Raw genomic sequence first — 18,778 nt, forward strand, 5'->3', positions numbered from 1 at the left:
CTTTCCGGGGCGGCCGTACGCGAATTCCCGCCGGTCACAGTCTCGTGCGGCGGGGGCTCCGGGCCGCCCCTATCCGACCCCCTATACGGGCCCTAATCACGGTGGACGGGGCAGGGGCGACGGGCACGGCCGCGGCTGAGCGGTAGGTGGGAACGGCGCCGCCCCGCCGGGCGTGGGCGCGGCGGGGCGGGGCGGGGAGGGCGGCCCGGCCGGTGGGGCGGCCGGGTGGGGCGGGCTCGCGGCCGGTCAGTGGGCCGGGACGGGTTCGGGCAGCAGGGCGAGCAGGTCGTCGGGCCGACGCAGCACCGCGTCGGGCCGTTCGGCGAGCAGCGCCGCCTCGTCGCTCTCGCCCCACAGCACGGCGATCGCGCCGACCCCGGCGCCCCGGGCGCTCGCCAGGTCGGTGACGGCGTCGCCGACCATGACGGTCCGTTCGGCCGGCACGTCGAGCAGTTCCAGGGCGCGCAGCACGATGTCGGGCGCGGGCTTGGCCCGGGGGACCTCGTCGGAGCCGAGCACGTGGTCGAAGTGGTGCAGCAGGCCGAGCTGGTCGAGCAGCGAGCGGGCCCGGGGGCCGCTCTTGCCGGTGGCCACGGCCAGCCGGATGCCGCGCCGGTTGAGGTCGACGAGCAGTTCCCGCACCCCGGCGTGCACGGTGACCTGGGGGGCGAGCCGGTAGCTCTCCCGGACGAAGGGCTCCTCCAGGGCGAGCGGCAGCCCCATGATCCGCATGATGTCCGGGAAGTAGCGGCCCAGGTGGCGGCAGTACTCCTCGAACGGCGGGTTGCCGTCGCCGACCACCTCCTCGTAGGCGGTGAGGAACGCCCGGCGCATCACGTCGAAGCTGTCGACGATGACGCCGTCGAGGTCGAAGACCACCGCGCGCAGCGGGGGGAAGGCGGAGAGCGCGTGGCCGTCGGGCCCGGTGGTCGGTGCGGTGGCTGCGAGCTGGTCGATCGGCATGGGATCTCCATGGGACGAGGGGCTGCCCGGACGGGTGACCGGGCCTGGCGCCCCGGGGCCGAGGGGATGGGCACGGCCTCCGGGGCCGGGGCACGGGGCTGCTCGGGTGGAGCCGCGGCTCGGCGGGGAACGGCGGGGACGGCGGGGACGGCAGTCGGACGCCGACGACGGTCAGACGGCGAGCGCCGCGGCCTCGTCGGCGAGCCGCGGCCGCGGGGCGCGGGCCGCCGCGTAGAGCCGCTCGATGACCGAGATGGTGTGGTGGGCGCGCTTCACGGCCGCGCCGCGCGAGGCCGGGTCGGCGAGCACAGCGGGCAGCTCGTCGAGCTGGCGCACGTACTCGGTGCCGACGTTCTCCCCGGGCAGCGGGACCTCGGTGGTGACGCCGTCGCGGGTCCGGGTGAGGCGCGGGACCCGGCGGTTCGGGCTGAAGCCGAAGGTGCACTCCAGGGTCGCGGAACCGGTGGCGCCCTCCACGGTGATCCGGGTGGTGTCGACGGACTCGTGGGAGGCCCAGCTCGCCCGCACCGCCACCGAGACGCCGGTGTCGGTGAGCAGGAAGCCGCGGGCGGTGTCCTCGACGTCGCCCGCGCCGTCCGGCCCCTCGGTGCCGCGCCAGCCGGCGCCGCGCCTGCCGTCGTTGACGAAGTCGGCGGAGAGCGAGCCGAGCACCGACGGGAACCGGACGTCGCCGCCGAGCACGGCCTGGGCCGTGTCCAGCAGGTGCCAGCCGAGGTCGACCAGGGCGCCGCCGCCGGAGAGCCGCCGGCTGGTGAACCACCCGCCGGCGTCGGGGACACCGCTGGCGCGGACCCAGGCGAGGTCGACGTGCCGGATCGGGCCGAGGTCCGCCGCCAGCTCGGTGAGGGCGGCGACGTCCGGCCGGTAGCGGGCGGCGCTGCCCGCCAGCAGGACGGTCCCGCCGGCGCGTTCGGCGGCGGCCAGCCGGTCCGCCTCGGCGGAGCTGAGGCAGACCGGCTTCTCCAGGAACACCGGGATGCCGCGGGCGAGCAGGCGTTCGGCCACGGGGGTGTGCAGGTGGTTGGGCACCGCGACGACCGCGAGGTCGACGTCGGGGCCGAGCAGGTCGGCGTCGGCGAGGAGCGCGGCGCCGGCCGGCACGTGCTCCGCGCCGCCGGGGCCGGGCTCGACGACGGCGGTGACCCGGTAGGCCGGGTGGGCCGTCAGGCGGGGCAGCCAGATGGTGCGGCCCGCCCAGCCGAGGCCGACGACGGCCACCCGCACCGGGGCGTCCGGCCCCCGTCCGGCGGTGCTCACCCGCGCGTTCACACCGCGGCCAGGGCGTCGGCGATGATCTGCGCGGTGTCCTCGATCGCCCGCTCGCTCGCGAGGAGGGTGCGGTGGTGCAGCCAGATGCCGTCGGCGGTGAGCGCCTCGCTGTTGGGGCAGGCCTTGGCCAGCGCGTCGACGGTGGTGTCGGGCGCGGCCGACTCCCAGAAGCCGTCCGAGCGGTAGATGGCGCGGAAGACCACGAAGGCGGGCAGGCCGCGCGCGATCAGGTCGTCGACCAGGGCGTTGCGCCGGTCCTCGCCGAGGCCGGGCACCCGGAACATCGCCATGTAGTGCGGGACGCGGTCGGCCCGCTCGTCGTGGCCCTGCGGCACCACGCCGGGGATCTCCGCCAGCAGGCTCTTGAGCAGCTTGGCGCGCTCCTCGCGGACGCTGATCTGGCCGTCCAGGCGGGCGAGCTGGGCGCGCAGCACGCTCGCGGAGAACTCGTTGAGCCGGAAGTTGGAGCCGGAGGTCTGGTGGTAGTACTTCCGGTCCGTCGGCGGGCGGCCGCAGCTGTGCCGCAGGAACGCCTCGTCGTACTGGGCGGTCTCCGGGAAGGTGACGGCGCCGCCCTCGCCGGCCGTCATCAGCTTGCCGTTCTGGAAGCTGAACGCGGCGATCGAGCCCAGCTCGCCGACCCGGCGGCCGCGCCAGCGGGCGCCGTGGGCGTGCGCGGCGTCCTGCACGATCGAGACGCCCGAGTCGGCGGCGAGCTTGTCGAGGGCGTCCAGGTCGGCGATCTGGCCGGCGATGTGGACGGGCATGATCGCCCGGGTCCGCGGGGTGATCGCGGCGGCGGCCGCCTCGGGGCTCAGGTTGTAGGTGTCGAGGTCGATGTCGACCGGCACCGCGGTGGCGCCGAGCCGCTGGGCGGCCTGGGAGGAGGAGATGAACGTGAACGCGGGCACGATGACCTCGGTGCCCGGGCCGACACCGAGCAGCTGGAGGGCGATCTCCAGCGCGTGGGTGCCGTTGGTGACGGCGAGCGCCTTGGCGGCGCCGTGGTAGTCGGCGAACTCCTGCTCGAAGGTGTCGACCTCCTTGCCGCCCATCCGCCACCACTGGCCCTGCTCCAGGGCCCTGAGCAGTCCTTCGCGCTCGGCATCGTCGTACTGGGGCCAGACCGGGAACTCCGGGGCCGGACGTCCTTGGGCACTCATGATTCCGCGCAGCCTTTCCTGTCGGGGGGACCGTGGAACGGGACGCTAACCCAGGAAATGCGGCCCGTCACCTCCCCTACGCACCCCCCTACAAAGCCCTTGTCCTGCAGTTCGGCAACCCTCTCCGGGTTCGTCCGGGGAATTCGCTGCTATAACCGGAATATGAGCGAACTGCTATTGCTGAACGGCCCCAATCTCGGGATTCTCGGCCGCCGCGAGCCGGAGGTCTACGGCACCGACACCCTGGCCGACATCGAGGCCGCGGTCGCCGCCGAGGTGGCCGGCCGGGGCTGGAAGGTGGTCTCCGTCCAGCGCGAGTCCGAGGGCCAGCTGATCGAGGCGGTGCAGGACGCCTGGGACGGCTCCGTCGGGGCGATCGTGAACCCGGGCGCGCTGATGATCGCCGGCTGGGGCCTGCGCGACGCGCTCGCCGCCTACCCGCGGCCGTTCGTCGAGGTGCACCTGTCCAACGTCTGGGCGCGCGAGTCCTTCCGGCACGAGTCGGTACTGGCGCCGATCGCCTCGGGCGTGATCGTCGGGCTCGGCGCGCTCGGCTACCGGCTCGCCGCGCAGGCGCTGCTGGCGAAGGTCCCGGCGTCCTGATGGGCTTCGCGACGGGCGCCCCGGCAGGGGGCACCACCACGACGCGGGCCGCGGCGGCGCCGGGCCCCGCGGTTCAGGCTCCGACGGCTCAGGGCCCCGCGGCTCAGGGCCCAACGCCGCAGGCCCCGACGGCCGCCCGGGGCGTGCTCGGCATCGACATCGGCGGCACCAAGGTCGCGCTGCGCGCCGAGGACGGTCCGCCCGGCGGGCCGGTCCGCACCGAGGAGGCCGTGCTGCGCTGGCCCGGTGCCCGGGTGGCCGGCGCCTACGCCGACTGGACGGCGCTGGCCGGTACGGTCGCTGACCTGCGCGAGCGCTGGGAGGGCGACTTCGCGGCGGTCGGGGTGGCCGTGCCCGCGACCCTCGGCCCGGACGGCCGGGTGCTCGCCTGGCCCGGCCGCCCCGACTGGCGCGGCTTCGACCTCGTCCCGGCACTGCGGCGGCTCTTCCCCGCCGCCGCCCTGGCCTGGGCGGACGACGGTGACCTCGCCGCGCTCGCCGAGGCGGTGCACGCCGGGTCCGGGCACGTGGTCTACCTGGGTGTCGGGACGGGCGTCGGCGGCGGTGTCGTGCACGGGGGCGCGCCGCTGCCGGGCCCGGGGCGCGGCTCCTGCGAGGCGGGGCACCTGATCGTCGACCGCCGGGGCCCGGTCTGCGACTGCGGGCGGCGCGGCTGCCTGCAGGCCACCGCCTCCGGTCCGGCGACCCTGCGGCGCGCGGAACTGCTGCGCGGCGCGCCGGTCGAGTACCCGGAGCTGCGGTCCGGGCTGGCCGAGGGCGCGCCGTGGGCGGTGGAGGCCGTCGAGGAGACCTGCGCCGCGCTGGCGGCCGCGGCCGTCTCGCTCGGCGAGCTGTTCCACCCCGAACTGACCGTGCTGGGCGGCGGGTTCGCCGACGGGCTGCCCGGCTTCACGGCGCGGGTGGAGGCGCACGCCGCCGCGCTGGCCCGCCCCGGCGGCCCGGTCCCCGCGATCCGGCCGGCCGTGCTCGGCGGGCTGTCCTCGCTGCACGGCGCCCTCGCGCTGGCGCGGCTGCAGCCCGCGGCCTGAAGCCGTGCCCGTGCCCCCCACCCACCGAGCGACACCGCACCGCACACCACCTCACCGACCAGCCCTGGGAGCCGAGTTGACCACGACAGAAACCCTCGTCCGTACGGACGGAGGGCTGCGGCGCATCGACGTGGAGCTGGGTGAGCGCGGCTACCCGGTGCTGATCGGCCCCGGCGCCCGCCACCGGCTGGCCGGGGTGCTCGCGGGGATCGGCGCCCGCCGGGTCGCGGTGGTCAGCGCCCGGCCCGCCGAGTGGCTGCCCGACACCGGCCTCGACACCCTGGTGGTGGAGGCGAAGGACGGCGAGGAGGGCAAGTCCCTCGCCTGGGTGGCCGAACTGTGCAGCCGCTTCACCGCGTTCGGCCTGGGCCGGGCGGACGCCGTGGTCTCCTGCGGCGGCGGCACCACCACCGACGCGGTCGGGCTCGCCGCCGCGCTGTACCACCGGGGCGTGCCCGTGGTGCACCTGCCCACCTCGCTGCTGGCCCAGGTCGACGCGAGCGTCGGCGGCAAGACGGCGGTGAACCTCCCGGAGGGCAAGAACCTGGTGGGCGCGTACTGGCAGCCGTCCGCCGTGCTCTGCGACACCGACTACCTCGACACCCTCCCGCCGCGCGAACGCGTCAACGGCTACGGGGAGATCGCCCGCTGCCACTTCATCGGCGCCGGGGACCTCCGCCACCTGCCCCTGCCCGAGCAGATCGCCGCGAGCGTCGCCCGCAAGGCCGCCGTGGTGGCCGCCGACGAGCGCGACACCGGGCTGCGGCACATCCTCAACTACGGCCACACCCTGGGCCACGCGCTGGAACGCGCCACCGACTTCCGGCTGCGCCACGGCGAGGCGGTCGGCGTCGGCACGGTCTTCGCCGGCCGGCTGGCGGGGGCGCTCGGCCGGATCGGCCCCGAGCGGGTCGCCGAGCACCACGAGGTGGTCGCCCACTACGGGCTGCCGACCGCACTGCCGCCGGAGGTCGGCACCGGGGCGCTGATCGCCCTCATGCGGCTGGACAAGAAGGCCGTCGACGGGCTCTCCTTCGTCCTGGACGGCCCGCGCGGCGCCGAACTCGTCAGCGACGTCCCCGAGCCGCTGGTCGCCCGCACGCTGGACGCCATGCCGCGCGCCGCCGCAGGGGAGGCCTGAGATGTCCCTTCACCCCGACCTGCCGACCCCCGACCTGCCGACCCCCGACGCGCCGGCCGCCCGCCCGCCGATCTCCGGCCGCACCCGGCTGTTCGCGGTGCTCGGCGACCCGGTCGCACAGGCCAAGGCGCCCGCCCTGCTCAACCCGCTGTTCGCGGCGAGCGGCGTGGACGCCGTGCTCGTCCCCGTGCACGCCCCGGCGGACCGGCTGGACGAGGTCGTCCGCGGGCTGAAGGCCGTCGCCAACCTGGACGGGCTGCTGGTCACCGTCCCGCACAAGCTGGCGATGTGCGGGCACGCCGACGAACTCAGCGACGCCGCCGCCCTGTTGGGCAGCACCAACGCGCTGCGCCGCGAGCCGGACGGCCGCTGGTACGGCGACAACTTCGACGGCGCCGGGTTCGTCCGGGGCCTGGCCGCCGCCGGGCACCACCCGGCCGGGCTGCGGGTGGCACTGGCCGGCGCCGGAGGCGCGGGGCTCGCCATCGCCGCCGCCCTGCTCGCCGAAGGGGCCGCCGCACTCACCGTGACCGATCCCGACCGGGGCCGGGTGGACGCCCTGCTGGAGCGGCTCGGCACCCGCTGGCCCGGCCGCGTGGCCGCCGCCCCGCGCCCGCCCTCCGGCGTCGACCTCGCGGTCAACGCCACCCCGCTGGGCCTGGACCCGGCCGACCCGCTCCCCTTCGACCCGGCCCCACTGGCGCCCGGCGCGCTGGTCGCCGACATCATCATGACGCCCGCCGAGACCCCGCTGCTGCGCACCGCCGCCGCCCTCGGCCTCGCCACCCACCCCGGCATCCACATGCTCGCCGAGCAGCTGCCGCTCTACCGCTCCTTCTTCCGTCTTCCGGGGTGATCCCCCGTCCCTCCGGAGCCGGCCGACCCCCGTGGCCGTTCCCTCCCCCGTCCCCGGGAACGATCCAAACGATCATCCCACCGGCCGGTCGCCACCGACCTGACCACGCCTGATAGCGTGCCATCGCCGTGGTGTTCGGGAAACCGGTCTGAGTCCGGTGCGGCCCTCGCCACTGTTGCCGCGGAGTTCCGCGGCCCTCGCTGACCGGCTTTCGCCAGCGGTCAGGGCCACTGGGCGGGCTGGTAGAGCCGCTCGGGAAGGTCGGTCGCGGCGTGTTGATGCGGAAGCCAGGAGACCGGCCACGGCGCGACATGTTCCACGAGGGTTTTGGAGAACACGTGCCCAGCGGTCAGCCGTACCCGCATCCGGTCCGATCCATACGTTCCACGCGCTCCATGCGTCCCGTACATCCCGTACGTCCCACAGGTCCGACACGCGTCGGCCGGGCCGTCGCGGCCCTGCTGTTCGTCGGCGTGCTCGGAGGCTGCGCGGGCGCCCCCGCGCCCGCCGCGTCCGGCGGGGCGACCGGAAGTGCCGCGCCGGTCAGCGTGGACAACTGCGGGACCACCGTGACGGTCGGCGCGCCGCCCGAGCGGCTGGTGACGCTCAACCAGGGTGCCACCGAGGTGGCCCTGGCCCTCGGCCTGCAGTCCCGCATGGCCGGTACCGCCTACCTCGACGACTCCGTCCCGGAGAAGTGGAAGGCCGCCTACGACTCCGTCCCGGTGCTCTCCAAGAAGTACCCGACGAAGGAGAACCTCCTCGCGGCCCGTCCCGACTTCCTGTACGCCTCCTACTCCACCGCGTTCACCGACAAGGTCGCGGGCACCCGGGAGGAGCTGCGCGGCCAGGGCGTCCCGTCGTACCTGTCCCCGTTCGGCTGCTCGGACAAGAACCAGGTGCCGCCGACGACCTGGCAGGCGGCATGGGGCGAGCTGAACGACGTCGCCAAGGTCTTCGGCGTCCCGGAGCGGGCCGCCGCGATCCAGCGGCAGCAGGAGCAGCAGCTGGCGCAGTTCACGGCGACGGCCGCGGGCAAGGGCCTGAAGGTCCTGTGGTTCGACTCGGACACCAAGACGCCGTACGTCGGCACCGGCCAGGGCGGCCCCCAACTCGTGCTCGACGCCGTGGGCGCCCGCAACGTCTTCGGGGACCTGCCCGGCAGCTGGCAGAACGTGAGCTGGGAGAAGGTCGTCGCGGCGGACCCGGACGCCATCGTGGTCGCGGACGCCGACTGGGACACCGCCCAGTCCAAGATCGACTACCTGGAGAACGACCCGGTCCTGAGCAAGCTCACCGCCGTGCAGCGCAAGGCCTTCGTGACGGTGCCGTTCTCCGAGTCGACCCCCGGCGTGCTGCTCGCCGACGGTGCCGCCCGGGTGTCCGACGGGCTGGGCCGACTGCACCCGGCTTCATGACCACCGCGCCCCACCCCGTCGTGCGGCCCGCTGGTCCGGGCCGCGCGACGGCGGCCCTGGCCGTCGCCGCGGCCCTGCTCCTGAGCACCCTGCTCCTCGGCCTGGCCGTGGGCTCGCAGCACGAGTCGGTCGGAACGGTGATCGAGGTCGTGGCGCGCCGTCTCGGGCTGGGCGACCCGCCTGTGACGCTGCTGGACGACCAGATCGTCTGGCAGCTGCGGCTGCCCCGGGTGCTGGGAGCGGCCGCCACCGGCGCCGGCCTCGCGGTCTGCGGCGCGGTGCTGCAGACGCTGACCGGGAACGACCTGGCCGATCCCTTCCTGCTCGGGATCTCGGACGGAGCCGCCGCCGGCGCGGTCACCGTGATCGTCCTCGGCGTCGGCGTGACCGGCGCCGTGGGCACCGGCGCGGTGGCGACGGCGGCCTTCGCCGGCGCCCTGCTCGCCGCCGCCGTCGTCCTGGCCCTGGCCGGCGCCCGAACCCGGTCGCTGCCCACCGCCCGGACCGTGCTCGCCGGCATCGCGGTCGGCCAGATGTGCGGGGCCTACACCTCGTTCGTGGTGATGGTCCTCGGGGACCGCGACGCGGCGCGCGGTGTCATGGAGTGGACGCTGGGCTCGGTCGCCGGCGTGCGGTGGCCCACCGCCGTCTTCCTGCTGGCGGTCGCGCTGGTGGGTGTCACGGTCCTGGCCTCCTCGGCCCGCGACCTGGACGCCTTCGCCTTCGGCGAGACCGCCGCCCGCTCCCTCGGCGTCCACGTCGAGCGCACCCGCTGGGTCCTCGTCGCCACCGCCGCGCTGGTGACCGCGTGCCTGGTCGCCAACACCGGCGTCATCGGGTTCCTCGGCCTGGTCGTCCCGCACGTGGTCCGCCTCGTCTGCGGCCCGCGCCACGCCCTCCTGCTGCCCGTGTCGGCGCTGGTCGGCGCGTCCCTCCTGGTGGGCAGCGACGTCGTGGCGCGCTCGGTCCTCCCCGACCGGGAGATCCCCGTCGGCGTCGTCACGGCCGGGCTCGGAGCGCCGTTCTTCGCCTGGCTGCTGTGGCGCCAGGGGCGGGCCGACGGGAGGGCGCAGTGACGACGACGCCTGTCGGGCTGCGCGCGGAGGGACTCGGTGTCCGCGTCGGCGGAGCCACCCTGCTGGACGCGGTCTCGATCGCCTTCCGCCCCGGCCGGATCACGGGCCTGCTCGGGCCCAACGGCGCCGGGAAGACCACCCTGCTGCGCGCGGTCGCCGGACTGACCCGGCCGAGCGCGGGCCGGGTCCTGCTGGACGGCGAGGACCTCCACGCGCTCACGGCCCGCCGGCGGGCACGACGGGTGGCCTTCATGGAGCAGCAGGCGGACACCCGGCTGTCGCTGCCGGTCCGTCAGGTCATCGAGCTCGGACGCACGCCGCACCGCGGCCGCTGGCCCGTGCCGACGGACACCGCCGCCGACGCCCACGAGCGGTCCGTGGTCGCCGACGCCGTCGCCGCGGCCGACGTCGGCCACCTGCTCGACCGGTCCTGGCCGACGCTGTCGGGCGGCGAGCGGCAGCGGGTCCAGCTCGCGCGGGCGCTGGCGCAGGAGCCGGACGTGCTGCTGCTCGACGAGCCCACCAACCACCTCGACCTGCGCCACCAACTCGGCTTCCTCGAAACCGTCCGCGGGCTGGGCATCACCACCGTGGCCGCGCTGCACGACCTCGAACTCGCCGCCGCCTACTGCGACGAGGTCGCCGTCCTGCTCGACGGCCGGCTGGTCGCCCACGGGCCCGGCTCCGAGGTGCTCACCTCGCGCACGATCGCGGAGGTCTACGGCGTCGACGTCACCGTGGAACGGCACCCCCGGCACGACAGACCGCACATCCGGTGGAACGGACTGCTCCACGAAAGGACGACGCCATGACCTCCCCCGCCCCGGACGCCTCCGCCCGCCGCAGTGCCGTGGTCCTGGTCGGCATGTCGGCCGGGGAGGCCGTCCGTCGTGACGAACTCCTCCGGGCGGCGGCCTCGCACCGGGCCTCGATCGCGTTCCTGCAGCTGGCGGACCCGTCCCTGTCGGCCGAGCTGACCAGGCTGGCCGACGCGGGCACCGAGACCGTGGTCCTGGTCGGCGTCCGCCTCACGGCTTCCGGCCCGGGCCAGTCCTGGCTCCGGCGGATCGCCGCGTACTGGTGGCGCGAGCGCGCGGGCCACCGTCCCGAACTCCTCGTCGCCACCCGCCTCGCCGACTCGCCGGACGCGGTCGCCACGGTGGCCGCGGCGACGAAGGCCGTCACCGGCGCGGAGCCCGGCCTCATGTCCGCGGCCTGGGAGGACGTGCCCGGCCACCGGCACCAGGTCATGGTGTGCCGCGGCCCGCGCTGCGCGGCCAAGGGCGTGGAGGAAGGACTGCGCGCCCTGGTCCAGGGACTGACCGAGCAGGGCCTCGGCGACGACGACGTGCTCGTCACCCAGACGGGCTGCCAGTTCCCCTGCAACCAGGCCCCCGTCATCAGCGTCCAGCCGGACGACGTCTGGTACGGGAACGTCGACCCGGCCGCCGCCGCCCTCATCGTCACCGAGCACCTCGCCGGCGGACGACCGCTCGAGTCCCACCGGCTCCCCCGCCACCGGAAGCAGCAGCCGGACCACCACGACGACTGACCGCGGCCACCGGCCCGGGAGCGGGGCGCACTCCGTTCCCGGGCCGCCGCGACGGGCCCGCCGGACGGGCCGTCACCACGTGGTCCCGAGACCGGTCCGCCCCGCCGAACTCCGCCAACCCGCCCGCCCCGGCGGTACACCGCTGCGCCCGCAGTGGGTCCTCAACCAGCTCCGAAAGCGCACCGCCGAACTCGCCCTGCCCAGAATCGGCCTGGTGAGTCGGCCCGGGGCGCGGTGCCGGGATTGCTCCCGGTCCGTTTCCCCGGACCGCTCTCCGAACCCGCCGTGCGCCTCTCAGCGCAACGGGCTCTCCACGGTTCCTTCCGTCAGGCGGGGTTCGCAGGAGGGCCAAGGGGACGGGATCTTGTTCCCCCGGTAGGAGCAACGGGAGACCGTCACACCCTGGATCCGGAAGTACTCGACCCCGTCTGCCGCGATCACCCACCGCCCGGAGGCGGCGAGGTGTCGGCGGACCTGTCCCCAGTTCCAGCCGTGACGTGCCCTCAGCATGTGGACGAGCCTCCACCAGGTGAAGGCGTCCAGTTTGCTGAAGGTCCATTTCGCCACGGCATGTCGGAAGTAGGTGGCCCATCCGCGCATGATCTGGGCAAGCCTGACCAGCACGGACGCGAAGTCCTGCTGCGATGTCCTGTGCGTCAGGGCACGGATCTTCGCCTTCAGCGTCCAGACGGGCCTGTGCGCGATGAAGGTGTAGACGTACCACTTGTCCGTCCCCCTCTTGCGCTTCCACCGGATGCGGAAGCCGAGGAAGTCGAACCCATCGCTCATGTGCACCACTTGAGACTTGGCCGGTGACAGCCGCAATTCGAGCGGGGCCAACGCAACGGCGACGTCTTCGCGTAGCGCCTCGACGTGCTCGCGCTCACCGTGCACCAAGATGACGAAGTCGTCCGCGTAGCGGACCAGCCGCCACGTCGGTCGTCCCTTGGAACGCCGGTACTCGCGCTTGCCTGGGGTCGACATCGTCCCGCCCGGCTTCCACGGCCCCATCACGTGCTCATCAAGCACGCTCAGGGCGATGTTGGCCAGCAGCGGGGACAGGATGCCGCCCTGCGGCGTGCCGGTCATCGTGTCCTGGTAGTCGCCGAGTTCGGTGAGGATCCCGGCTTTCAGGAACGCCTTGACCAGCGCCAGAACGCGCTTGTCCTTCACCCGGCGACGCACCCGGTCCATCAGCACCGTGTGGTCGATCGAGTCGAAGCACGCCTCGATGTCCGCGTCCAGCACCCAGCGGTAACCGCGGGTGCCGAAGTGGTGGATCTCGGCGATCGCGTCCTGTGCACGCCGTTTGGGCCGGAAACCGTACGAGCACGGCAAGAAGCCCGCCTCGAAGATCGGTTCCAGCACCAGTTTCAGCGCCGCCTGGACGACCCGGTCCACAACCGTCGGAATCCCGAGCTTGCGGACCTTCCCCGACCCTCCCGGTTTCGGGATCTTACGTTCCCGCACCGGAAGTGGTCGGAACGAGCCGTCCTTGAGACCGGCCCGCAGGGCGTCCAAGGACCCAGGCACGCCCACTTGTTCCGCGACATCGGCGACCGTGAGGCCGTCCACGCCGGCAGTGCGCGCACCCCTGGTTCCCAGCAACCCGGTCGAACGCCACGATCAGCGTCGCCGGGTCACACACGAAGTTGAACAAGTCATCGAACCGGCGGCCGGGATCGGCCACCGCCCAACGGTGAAGCTTGGCCTGCATCTCCGATACCCTCGCCCCAGGCCCGGTCGGACCAGAGCAAGGAGCATCGCCGCTCGGCGGTGCGTCTTTCGGCATTGCAGCGTCCCTCCCTTCTTGAAACCCACTGCCGCCCTTCCCCATGTGGCCGGCTTTCCCGGCCTCGGAGTACTACGGCGGCTCCGCCCCGTCCCGGACCGATCGGCGGTCGACGCGCCCAGCCCTACCCTCGCCACTGGAGGCGACGTGGAGGGCGAGACCCGGGACGGTTCCCGTGTTCACTGTGGTTCGCTCGACGAAGTAGGAGCCCGACTATGCCCCTGCGGCATCGCCACGAGTACGCCGCAGACCTTCCTCGTGGCCTCTCGGACGGCTCGTGCCCACCGTCCTGGGAGTTACCCGCCCAACCACTCGACGGGATACGCACCGCTCCCGGCCCAGATCCGCCAGGTTCGAGCCGGTGCCTAATCAAGGGGGTGTCACACGCCGGTTCCTCGCGTACTCCTCTCCATCCCGCTCGCCGAACCCGAACCGTCTGGCAGTACCGGCCCGTCCCGGCTTTGTCAGGGCTGCTTCCCACCCTCCCCGGCGTCACCCGGATCAGGCTGCCCCCAGCTCCACCGCCCTGCTGCGACAGGGTCAGCGGCGAAGGCCTCTCACCTCCACTCGAACCACAGCGCCTCACGGCGCACGCACGACCTGCGCCACACCGCGGCCAGCCTCATGATCGCCGAGGGCATCCCCATCGCGATCGTGTCCAAGACCCTGCGCCACGCCACCCTCGCGACCGCGATCAACCTCTACGGCCACCTCTTCAAGGACTCCGCCGACCAGGCCGTCAACGCCCTCGCCCGAGCCCTCGGCCAAGCCCAGCCGGACCGACTCCGAGCCGTTCCCCGTGGCGACGACGACCTGCCGCTGGCGGCGTAGCGGCAGCTGCGGCCGGAGCGCCGGTCAGGGCTGCCCGGGGCTCGCGTCAGTGACCGGGGGCTCGTCTTCCTCAAGGTCCGGACGGAGGTTGTCGAGGAGGCCGTGAGCTGCCCATTCCGGGAGGGTCATGGCCGACGGAACCGGGAGCCTGGCCTTGCGCCGGAGAGATCCCTCCTTGAAGACGGCCCCGGTGATCCAGGCGAAGACGTCGTCGTCGAGGAGGCCAGAGTGGGCGGCGGCCATGGCGGCCAGGTGCTCGGTGTCGGGGAAGACGGTGGAGACCTCGGCGGGCAGGCCGCCGTCGCTCGCCGCGCGGGCGATCGCGCGGCGGGTGGCGGTCACGTACCAGCCGGATCCCCACCATTCGCCGACGGATTCGGTGCGGGAGCCGTGCAGGGTGAGCATGCGCAGGACGGCTTCGGGGCCGAGCGTCTCATCGGCCTGCTGCCAGAGGTCGATCTGGCGGTGGATGGAGGCGAGGACGGGTGGTCGTCATCGTCCCGGAGGACATGTTGTTGCGATCCTCGGCCGTCCCTTGGTCGAGGCGTCCTGCGCCAGATCCGCGCGCCACGGCCCGGACGCGGCCATCTCCGCACCGCGCACGGCGGCCTGCCCGAGCACCTGCCCGGTCTCGCCGATCGCCCGGTTGAAGATCGGCAGCAGGGTCAGGCCGCGGTTGATCGCCTTCTCCAGCGGAGGCAGCAGCGCCTCCTGCGCGGTGTCCCGCAGCCCACGCAGGGCGGGCTGCACCGTGCCGGAGAGGAACCGTGCGAAGCGCTGCCCGGCCGGGGAGAGCTCGGTGAGCGCCTGCTCGGCGGCGCTGGCGGCCCCGGCGGCGGAGTTCAGCTCCTGGGACTGGTCCCGCACCGCGCGGGCCACGTCCCGTTGCGCGTCCGCTACCTGCTCGGCGGAACGTTGCTGCTGGCGCTGCGCTTCGCGAACAGCCTTGTCGAGGTCGTTGTGCGCGTCCTGGACCTCGCGCACCGCCTGGACGCGGGCACGGGCGGCCTGCTGCTCCGCGTCCTGGACGCCCCGGACCGCGTCCTGTTCGGCCTCCTGGGCGCGGGCGAGCTGCTCCTTCGCGGAGGTGACCTGATCGCTGCCCTCGACGCCCTGTGCATTGGCCTTCTTGACGTCCTCGGCGAGCCGCCGGTTGCGAGTGCGGACGTCCTCAAGCTGGTTGACCGCCTCCTGGTAGGAGATCTGCGCTTCGCGCCGGTCCGTCTCCGACGAGAACGGGGAGACGTTGACCTGGTTGAGCCGGGAACGGGCCTGCTCCAACGACAGCAGCGCCTTCTGCTCCTCCAGCGGCCCGCGCGCGGCGTCCCGGTTCAGGTCCTCCAGGGTCCGCGCTGCCTGCTGCCGGGCATCATTGAGTGCCTGTTGCGCCTGCGCGGCGGCCTGGTGCGCGCGGGTGACCGTGAGCTCCGCCGCCGCCAACTGCCGGTCGGCGGACGCGACCTGCGCCGCCGCCTGCTCCTGGACGTCGGCCAGCCGGCGCCGGGACTGCGCGACCTGCTCGGCGCCGCGAAGCGCCTGCTCGTCGCTGTCGCGCTGGGCGGCGCCGAGACGGCGCTGCGCGTCCGCCACCCGGTCGGCGGCGGCCTGCCGGACCTGCGCGGAGGCGGACGACGCCCCGGCGGACTGCTTGTCCGCCTGACCGAGGGCTTTGACGGCGGCGCCGATGCCGGAGAACGCGGCCAGCAGGGTGCCCGCGCCCTGGACGGCGGCGCCCGCCGCACCGGGAAGGGCGCCGAGCAGGCCGACCGCGGGCGCGGCGGCCGCGCCCATCGCGAACAGTCCGGCGGCGACCTGGGTGAGGGCCTGGCCGAGGGCGAGCGCCCCGGAGGCCATCGCGGGCAGGCGGGCCAGCCCGGCGACGGTGGCCCCGAAGCCCTGTGCCGCTTGGAGCAGCCCCCCGCCCCCGCCCCGCCGTCGCCACCGGCGGAGCCGCGGGCGTTGAGCGGGACGTCGACCGGCCGGGACGCGAGCGTGCGGAACGCCGCGAGGCGGGTGGTCGCGGCGGCGATGTCGACGTCGACCCGCACGCGCACCGACAGGCCGGCCAGAGCCTCCTTGACCCGGGCGCGCAGCCCGGCCGTCTCGACGTCCAGGTCGACCGTGACCTTGATGCGGGCGCGGGTGGCCTGCGCGGCGGCTTCGACGCGCGGGCGCAGCCCGGAGGCGTCTGGGTCCAGCCGGATCTTGGCCCGCAGGTTGCGCACCGCCGCGTCGACGCGCGCCCGGGCGTCCGTCGCGAAGCCCGACGAGTCGGCGACGACCTCGACCACGAGGCGGCCGGAGTCGATCTCCTCAGCCACGGTCGGCCGCCTTCCCGCTGCGGCGCAGCACGGCGACCGCCCGGGCCATCCCCTTGCCGTCCCACTCGCGGGCGCGGCCTGCGCCCAGGTAGGCCGGGCGCGGCAGCTCGACCGGCCGGCGCAGGCGGTGCTCCGCCGCCAGCACCGAGACCAGCTCGACCAGCTGCGCCAGCAGCTCCTGTGTCAGCCCCCAGCGGTCCCCACCGACCTCCGCCCCGTCCCGGCGCAGCAGGGCCTCTGCGGGCAGCCCCCGCATCAGGGTCAGGAGGCGTCGGGTGCCGAGGAATCCAGGGTCACCGGGCCGCCGCCAGACACCGCGGGCGTCGAGCCGGTAGTACCGCTGGAAGTCGGCTTCGAGGTCGTCCCAGCGCTCGAAAGCGACTCGGACGGCCCCATGAGTTCCCCCAGGCTGCCACCCGGGAAGTACTTCGCCCAGACGGCGCGCACCAGCTCGAAGATGTCTGGGTGGCTGGGGCGCTGCTCCATCAGCCGGGCGAACCCGTCTTCGCCGAGCAGACGGCGGCCCATCTCGGCGGCCGCGGCGAGCAGGTCGGCCGGGAGCGTCGGCTCCGAGCCGAGCACGTCCACGATCAGGCTCGCGGCCTCGGTCTGCTGGTCGCCCCGCGCCTGCGCGGCTTCCACCAGGGAACGCAGCAGCAGCGGCAGGTACGGGATACCGATCAGCGGCTCCCACACCGCGAGCGGCAGCTCGGCCGGCAGCATCGCCACAGTGGCGCCGCCGAAGATCAGCGGCTCCTCCCCGACGGTGTACTCGGCCTTGGCGGCACGCGCCTTCTCGGCAGCGGCGGCCAGACGGCGCTCACGGGCGGCGTCGAGGTCGATCCCGACCATGTCGGCTCCTCGGTCTGTCGGCAACGGAACGCCGCAGACCGTAGGAGGCGAAGGCAGTTAACGTCGCGCCGGGCCGCAAAGCGCAGCCAGGAGCACGACCGCGGCCCCGGAACCCGACCACATGGACGGCGCGCAAGACCTACCTGGACACAGCCGAGGCGCTTCAGGTCCGCTCAATCCGGGAGAAGGCCAGGGGTGGGGGCATGTGCTCAATACACGTGGCGCACACGCTCGGGGGCTCCTGCGATGCTACGTCGCAGGAGCGGGGCACCCGGTTGTCAGATCCCGGTCACGCAGAGGGTCATGGACTCGAGGTCCGCCTGCATGTATTTAGCTCCAGACCCGTTGTCGGCGGGCCATGAGCACCTGAGAACCTCGGGCGGCGCGAGCCGGGCGAGTACCTTGTAGTAGCCCTTCTTCTCGTTCTTACTTTCGAGGGCGCTACGGACCTTCATGAGCCCGCACGGCATCGTGTACCACCGGTTGCTGTCCCCAGTCCCGTCGATGGCTACGCAGTCCCCGGGCCGAGCGTTGCCCAGGTCCTCCTCGAACAGGGGGCTGTACACGCAGACCGCGCCCACGATCACGGCCATTGCAAGAAGCGGCGCGACTGCGGCCTGGGTGTACCGCTTTCGGCGGGATGCCGGAATGTCGGCTGTTGGTGTGCCAATACCGGCGATCACGGTGCCAGTGCGGGCGGAGGCTCCGGCCTGTCGGTGGACGGTGTAGAGGATTCCGCTCCTTGGGGCTGTGATCAGGACGTCTCCACGGCTCGATGTGACCTCGAGCAGCGGCTCGCCATTTTTGACCTTGTCCCCGACCTGTCGAAGCCAGCGGACAACGGTCGTGCGCTTCGCCCCACCACTCGCTCCGGGTATCCAGGGCAGGGTGATGGTGGAATATCCGGCCCGGGTGTCCCCCAACCGGGCCGCCAGGGGCGAGATATCGGGCATGGGGGTGGTGCGGTCTTCGGTCGGCGCTTGGTGGTCTCCCACAGTCGGCGGGTGGGGAGGGCCAACAATTGTGGTCAACTCGGCTGTCTTACCGGCCCGTTCGGCGATCATCGCGGTGACGTCTGACGGCAGCCACTCGGTAGTGTGGTGCTCCTGCCCGGCACAGTGTTCCAACACCTGCGCGACGCTGGGACGCCGCAGCGGGTCCTTGTCGAGGCATGACGCGACTAGTGGCACGAGCAGTGGCGGGAGGCCGGTGAGGTCGGGCTCGTCGTGGACGACGCGGTAGACAACGGCTTCGGTGGGACCGTCCCCGAATGGGCTGCGGCCGGTGGCTGAGTACATGAGTACAGCGGCCAGGCTGAAGACGTCGCTCGCCGGGGTGGCAGGTCGCCCCCGGAGCTGCTCGGGGGACATGAAGGACGGGGTACCGATCACGGCGGTGTGGGTGAGGCCAGAGGTGACGTCCAGGGCGCGGGCGATACCGAAGTCGATCACGCGCGGGCCATCTGAGGCGAGGATGACGTTGGCCGGCTTGAGGTCTCGGTGCACCACCGAACAGGCGTGGATCGCGGCCAGCCCCTCGGCGAGGCCCGCGCCAAGCAGGGTGACCGTTTCGGCGGGCATCGGGCCGTGCCGTGCTAGTGCTTCCCGGAGCGACGGGCCGGGGATGTATGCGGTGACCAGCCATGGCGGATCGGCCTCGGGATCGGCATCCACCACTTGGGCGGTGTAGAAGCCGCCGACGCGGCGGGCGGCCTCGATCTCATGGGCAAACCGCCGGCGGAACTGTGCGTCCTCGGCGAGCTCCGGACGGACCAGTTTCACCGCAACGGACAGGCCGCCAGGCGAGCGGCCCAGGAACACCTGGCCCATCCCGCCGCTGCCCAGGCGGGCCACCAGGCGGTAAGGTCCGAC

Annotated in this window: 18 protein-coding genes and 1 riboswitch; of the genes, 9 read left to right on the forward strand and 9 right to left on the reverse strand. The window is 73.8% G+C overall.

Going from position 1 to position 18,778, the window contains the following annotated elements; all coding sequences use genetic code 11:
* Positions 1–246: 246 nt before the first annotated feature.
* The 3 genes from ACLWS4_RS31930 to ACLWS4_RS31940 form a co-directional block, all read right to left on the reverse strand.
* A complete protein-coding gene (locus tag ACLWS4_RS31930; RefSeq protein WP_416875957.1) occupies positions 247–963 on the reverse strand; it encodes an HAD-IA family hydrolase in 717 nt (238 codons plus the stop codon).
* Positions 964–1,134: 171 nt separating this feature from the next.
* Complete coding sequence (locus ACLWS4_RS31935; protein ID WP_107418813.1) at positions 1,135–2,241, reverse strand: Gfo/Idh/MocA family protein; 1,107 nt, start codon at positions 2,239–2,241, stop codon at positions 1,135–1,137.
* An 8-nt stretch (positions 2,242–2,249) separates the two neighbouring features.
* Positions 2,250–3,416 (reverse strand): DegT/DnrJ/EryC1/StrS family aminotransferase, encoded by a 1,167-nt coding sequence (locus ACLWS4_RS31940; protein ID WP_416875958.1) that lies wholly within the window; start codon positions 3,414–3,416, stop codon positions 2,250–2,252.
* 162 nt (positions 3,417–3,578) lie between these two features.
* Between ACLWS4_RS31940 and ACLWS4_RS31945 the strand changes: the two genes are divergently transcribed.
* The 8 genes from ACLWS4_RS31945 to ACLWS4_RS31980 all read left to right on the forward strand — a co-directional run bounded on the left by ACLWS4_RS31945 (position 3,579) and on the right by ACLWS4_RS31980 (position 11,111).
* The gene (locus ACLWS4_RS31945; RefSeq protein WP_074003444.1) at positions 3,579–4,019 is read left to right on the forward strand and encodes a type II 3-dehydroquinate dehydratase; all 441 of its coding nucleotides are present in this window, start codon (positions 3,579–3,581) and stop codon (positions 4,017–4,019) included.
* Positions 4,020–4,162: 143 nt separating this feature from the next.
* On the forward strand, positions 4,163–5,068 hold the full coding sequence (locus ACLWS4_RS31950) for an ROK family protein (protein WP_241852958.1): 906 nt from the start codon (positions 4,163–4,165) through the stop codon (positions 5,066–5,068).
* A gap of 76 nt (positions 5,069–5,144) precedes the next feature.
* Positions 5,145–6,209: a 3-dehydroquinate synthase family protein gene (locus ACLWS4_RS31955; protein WP_241852959.1), complete on the forward strand. Its 1,065-nt coding sequence runs from the start codon at positions 5,145–5,147 to the stop codon at positions 6,207–6,209.
* 1 nt (position 6,210) lies between these two features.
* Positions 6,211–7,065, forward strand: coding sequence for a shikimate dehydrogenase family protein (locus tag ACLWS4_RS31960; protein WP_416875959.1), 855 nt, complete (start codon positions 6,211–6,213; stop codon positions 7,063–7,065).
* Positions 7,066–7,177: 112 nt separating this feature from the next.
* A riboswitch (cobalamin riboswitch) is annotated at positions 7,178–7,384 on the forward strand.
* Between the two features lie 76 nt (positions 7,385–7,460).
* Complete coding sequence (locus ACLWS4_RS31965) at positions 7,461–8,483, forward strand: ABC transporter substrate-binding protein (protein WP_416875960.1); 1,023 nt, start codon at positions 7,461–7,463, stop codon at positions 8,481–8,483.
* Entirely contained in the window at positions 8,480–9,559 is a 1,080-nt protein-coding gene (locus tag ACLWS4_RS31970) for a FecCD family ABC transporter permease (RefSeq protein ID WP_074003446.1), read from the forward strand. Before ACLWS4_RS31965 ends, ACLWS4_RS31970 begins: the two co-directional genes overlap by 4 nt.
* Positions 9,556–10,371, forward strand: coding sequence for an ABC transporter ATP-binding protein (locus tag ACLWS4_RS31975; RefSeq protein WP_416875961.1), 816 nt, complete (start codon positions 9,556–9,558; stop codon positions 10,369–10,371). The genes ACLWS4_RS31970 and ACLWS4_RS31975 overlap by 4 nt, the downstream gene beginning before the upstream one ends.
* Positions 10,368–11,111: a (2Fe-2S) ferredoxin domain-containing protein gene (locus tag ACLWS4_RS31980; protein ID WP_416875962.1), complete on the forward strand. Its 744-nt coding sequence runs from the start codon at positions 10,368–10,370 to the stop codon at positions 11,109–11,111. Before ACLWS4_RS31975 ends, ACLWS4_RS31980 begins: the two co-directional genes overlap by 4 nt.
* Positions 11,112–11,405: 294 nt before the next feature.
* Here ACLWS4_RS31980 and ltrA read toward each other — a convergent pair whose 3' ends face one another.
* A complete protein-coding gene (ltrA, locus tag ACLWS4_RS31985; protein WP_416875963.1) occupies positions 11,406–12,686 on the reverse strand; it encodes a group II intron reverse transcriptase/maturase in 1,281 nt (426 codons plus the stop codon).
* A 628-nt stretch (positions 12,687–13,314) separates the two neighbouring features.
* On the opposite strand from ltrA, the gene ACLWS4_RS31990 reads away from it, so the two are divergent.
* Positions 13,315–13,734, forward strand: coding sequence for a tyrosine-type recombinase/integrase (locus ACLWS4_RS31990; RefSeq protein ID WP_416875970.1), 420 nt, complete (start codon positions 13,315–13,317; stop codon positions 13,732–13,734).
* 24 nt (positions 13,735–13,758) lie between these two features.
* Here ACLWS4_RS31990 and ACLWS4_RS31995 read toward each other — a convergent pair whose 3' ends face one another.
* The 5 genes from ACLWS4_RS31995 to ACLWS4_RS32015 form a co-directional block, all read right to left on the reverse strand.
* Complete coding sequence (locus ACLWS4_RS31995) at positions 13,759–14,139, reverse strand: hypothetical protein (RefSeq protein WP_416875964.1); 381 nt, start codon at positions 14,137–14,139, stop codon at positions 13,759–13,761.
* An 87-nt stretch (positions 14,140–14,226) separates the two neighbouring features.
* Entirely contained in the window at positions 14,227–15,588 is a 1,362-nt protein-coding gene (locus ACLWS4_RS32000) for a hypothetical protein (protein ID WP_416875965.1), read from the reverse strand.
* A 459-nt stretch (positions 15,589–16,047) separates the two neighbouring features.
* The gene (locus ACLWS4_RS32005; protein WP_416875966.1) at positions 16,048–16,311 is read right to left on the reverse strand and encodes a hypothetical protein; all 264 of its coding nucleotides are present in this window, start codon (positions 16,309–16,311) and stop codon (positions 16,048–16,050) included.
* Positions 16,312–16,316: 5 nt separating this feature from the next.
* Positions 16,317–16,907: a hypothetical protein gene (locus tag ACLWS4_RS32010; protein ID WP_416875967.1), complete on the reverse strand. Its 591-nt coding sequence runs from the start codon at positions 16,905–16,907 to the stop codon at positions 16,317–16,319.
* A gap of 278 nt (positions 16,908–17,185) precedes the next feature.
* Positions 17,186–18,778 (reverse strand): protein kinase domain-containing protein (locus ACLWS4_RS32015; RefSeq protein WP_416875968.1); only part of this gene is annotated, 1,593 nt, incomplete at its 5' end.

The sequence above is a fragment of the Kitasatospora sp. SC0581 genome, assembly GCF_048159585.1.
Lineage (GTDB): Bacteria > Actinomycetota > Actinomycetes > Streptomycetales > Streptomycetaceae > Kitasatospora.